1 protein-coding gene is annotated in these 4,033 nt (G+C 44.3%); it reads right to left on the minus strand.

The window, feature by feature from the left end; all coding sequences use genetic code 11:
* Positions 1-553 precede the first annotated feature (553 nt).
* Positions 554-3,703 (minus strand): hypothetical protein, encoded by a 3,150-nt coding sequence (locus RM811_RS03505; RefSeq protein WP_402520809.1) that lies wholly within the window; start codon positions 3,701-3,703, stop codon positions 554-556.
* Positions 3,704-4,033: the final 330 nt, after the last annotated feature.

Genomic DNA, 4,033 nt, shown 5'->3' on the forward strand with positions numbered 1-4,033 from the left:
TGATCAGTGCTTGATAAAGCTCCTGTTCACGCGGCTGCATAAAAACGGCACTATCATGCGTTGTACTTTCAGTCAGGCAGGGTGACAAAACATTGGTCAAACTGTGCTTGCCGGGCGCTTTCAATACGGCGTCAACATGAGAAAAGGAACAGGACATCCATAAATATGCTAATCATACGAATTAAACCAATGTTTGATTGAATCTTTAGCTCTGAATTTATGGATGTCCTGTTTGTTTGGTTTGTTTGCTGTTTGTTTGTTTCGTAAAATGTGGGCTGGCTTCGAACTCGTTCCCACGATCCCCCGTGGGAACGCATACCGAACCCACCACTAATGAAACAACCCGCGTGAAACTCCGACACACCCAGGCAGAGTGAGGCTGTCCCTGGTTCTCACCCTTTGCGTGGCATTCAGACTACGGACTATCAGCAAGCCCTCTGCAGCATACGGCCAGTTCCGTACGCATTCCCACGCAGAGCGTGGGGATGAGGTTTTCGAAGGGTTTTGCGACAACCTCGAAGGAGGCTGTCGCAAAACCCTTTGTTCTACCTTATCAGCATGATTTGGTTTCGATGACCTCCGTGCAGGTTTTGTAGATAATGTTGGTCAGGGTCAACAGGGGAAAAATAGTAGCACGGCTAGACAGGCACAGTTTGCCCTGCTTATCATGAAAGTTTTCCGGATATAGTAACAGTCTCGGGACATCGCCATCCTCAGGGTAAAGCTCCGGGCAAAGCCTCATGTCGTTCTCAATATGATAGCTGTAACATTCCCGGTTAATGTTTTCTTCATCGGGGCTCTCTGAAGGCTGTTTTGCGGTCCAGTACAGTATTTCCCGGGCTGCCCGCTTCAGGCATTGATGATAGTCGGCGCCATCAAGGGACAGCAGTGCTTGCAGATCGGCTTCAGTTTTCAGTCCGTTCAAGAAGCGGTTGAAACTTGTCTCTATAAATTGCATCAGACTGTCAATTGCTGCTTTATTTTTATAGTGATAATCCGGTGCGTCCCGACGCATGCGAGATCGCAGCAGTATGGCTGCCAATAGTATTTCGCCCATACAGTTGGCGTAGCAGATTCGTTGGTTGACATCTTGCGGGTGGGTTCTTAGGTTGCAGTCACGGTACCAAAAATAACTTTGAACCTTTCCGTATATCTCATAGTCGCCAATATCCCGAATACCGTCCCAGCCAATATCCGGCCTGTCAGTTGCCGTGGTGTTCCAGGCCTTAAAACAGCCGGGGTACAAGTGCATGCCACCCTGATACCCTAAACAGCCATGCATGAACGTCCATGGACGATTTTCTTCAAGATTGTGATAAGCAGGGAGTGTGGAGGTGAGCAGCAAACCATGATGCATAAAAAATCCGGCATCATTCATGAACTTGTATATACCCATTTCCGATTTCTCATAGGGTGGTGCTTCGGGATTGCTATCCACCTGATGGGCGTATTGGTAGTAATTCGGTGATGCCTTGAAATGATAGGCGTTTACGTACTTCTCACCATCATGTTCCTCTATATCCAGATTCAGAGGGTCATCAAATTGACCGATTTCCGGTAGCAGGTTAATCGGGATTTTGACGAACTCTTTGAAATGGGGCAGTGTGCTTGCCAGGGAACTTCTCAAATTCCTGTGATCCAGAAACTGATGCACAAATCCCTCCCGCATCAATTCCTTCAGTAATTCCTTTTTCCTTTGCAGTTTAAAATAACATTGCGTACTACTTTCTGATACCCGCAGGGTACGCCCCCCAACGATGGACCTGCTGCCTGTCAGTAACTTTTCATTCACAATTGGCAAGGAACTGGGATAGTTTTTTTTATTCGTCGTTATAAACTTTTTTAGCCCTTGCTCTACAAACGCTTCCAGATCATCAACTAAATGCAGGTCAGGAGCAAAGCTTTCCGCCTGATAGCAGACTGCGACCAATTCTGTGGCAAGTGGATTGTACAACCAGGTGTGTAAAGGGTTGACGTTAGTGGATAACCGGTCTGGTTCAACCATGGTGGCCCTCACTATTTCTCTGGAGCCCAAGGATTTCAGTAATTCCGCTTTGTATTGTGCGTGCAGAAAAGTGCAGGACTCCAGATTATCTTGACATTTTTTACTGCGAAGCAGATAACACCTGAGAGCCTTTTTAAAGCGATTTTTATCCTCATCTGTCGAGCCGGAGGCAGGTGTCGTTAGGGGCGTCAGTTGCTGCCGGATGTTTTGAGGAATGTAGGTTATTTGCTGTAATGGATTACTGGTTAAAGCATTGTACTCAACTGCGGTAAGACACAGATCCAAATCCCTTGAGGATTCTGGAACATCTGCCAAGCTGCATTCACGGGATCTTTTGTACCCATGCATCATGGCAGTTTTGTACAGTTCCTTGTTCGACAGCTTTTTGGGGATGTACTTCATACTTCCACCATCTTTCATTACATCAATATAAAACGCTGTTGTCTGATACTCTTCAGGCAAATGCGAAAAAGCATCAAACCGTTCGACTGCAATATAAAGCCAAATACTATAGCCAATTTTTCCGGAATATTGTTCAAAATACAGATTATCTTCTTTGATGGCTCTCCTGAGTATTTTCTGTTCGTTTAAATCATCCGGAACCAATCCGAAAATGTCGCCCCCACCAATACTGGCTGCCAGGCAAACCCTATAGGATCTAAACCTTTCCGGCACATCCTTAAGAATATCTATTTTTCTTTTAACGGATTTACAGACAACCCAACACATTTCTTCGTTTATCACTGCTTCTGGAACGTACGCCAAATTGCCAGCGGCATTTTTGCAAGCATCCAGAGATCGCTTTTCCGTTCGGTATGGTTCAGGAATGTAACGGAACACATCCGGTGAGATTTTAATGAGCCGGTCATAGGCTCTCTCTCGCAGATGCTCGGGTGCCTCATCTAACCACTGGCAAATACAGTGAATATTGACATCTATTCGTTTTTTTGAGGAGTTTGTTATTAAGCTGATTAAATAACGCCAGAAACTTTCATTCAGGTTTTTTTTAAGTTCTTCAATATTTTCCCTTTTTATAAGATCCTCATTGAACTTGCTTAATTTATAGTTGTTTTTGATGAAGTATATTTTTAAATCAGCTGAAAATTCAGATAATGCTTTTAGTTCATTACAAAAATAGTCATTCAGCCAATTATCAGGAATAATTTTCTCTCCGCCAGTTTGCAGGATATCTTCTAACATTTTTTTTGTTCTGTGCTTTGCTGGAACTTTATTAAGATCATTAGATTTATTGTTCAGCAAATCTTTTATTATCCGTGAAATGTCATCGGGAATATTTTTCCTCACAAAGCGGGATTCGGCTCTGTTGCTGTTAATAGTGGAACTCATGCGAGAATCCACACGCCGTGGTTTTTTGGATAGTCGAGGATCGTTTTCGGATGTATCCGATTGGTCAGAAATTAGCCTTCCACTATAACTTTGAAAAGAGCCGCAGGATTCTGTAGTGATATTTCTTTTCGCAAGGTCAGATCCAAAGCCTGATGATGGTCTGGCATTGTCCTGACTGATGCTATTTGCACCATTACTGGCAGACTCTGCTATTGCGCTTACACCGGGACCAGCTACAATTTCAGTCCAGAAGCCCAGTCGTCCACGTCGTCGCTGTCCAGGGACGGGTTGCTTATTGTCATTATCCTGAAATGATACTTCAGCTTGATAGTTCGCCGCGCCAGGCTCCATTGGTTAATTCCTTTGATTCTTCATTAAGGTCACAGTAGGAATTACCCTCACCCACCCCCAGGGTAGGGTCTCCGCCCGGAAGGATTTGGCAACTGTGACGTACAGACATGCAGCAAATGCATGAGTAGGTGATAGAAAGGTTCTGACCACTAGCTAAAGAATAAGTTCCAACTCTTTTATAATCAAAGAACCTGAATTCAAGTAATAAATGCATAACCCATGACTTTTCTTGCATCTATTCCGGTTAACTCTTTAAACGCCTCGTAGGGTGTTTTGTAACCCAGGCATTTTCTGGGTCTACTGTTCAGCTTATCGACCGCAATGATGACT

Source organism: Endozoicomonas sp. (genome assembly GCF_031844845.1).
In the GTDB taxonomy this organism is placed as follows: domain Bacteria; phylum Pseudomonadota; class Gammaproteobacteria; order Pseudomonadales; family Endozoicomonadaceae; genus Endozoicomonas.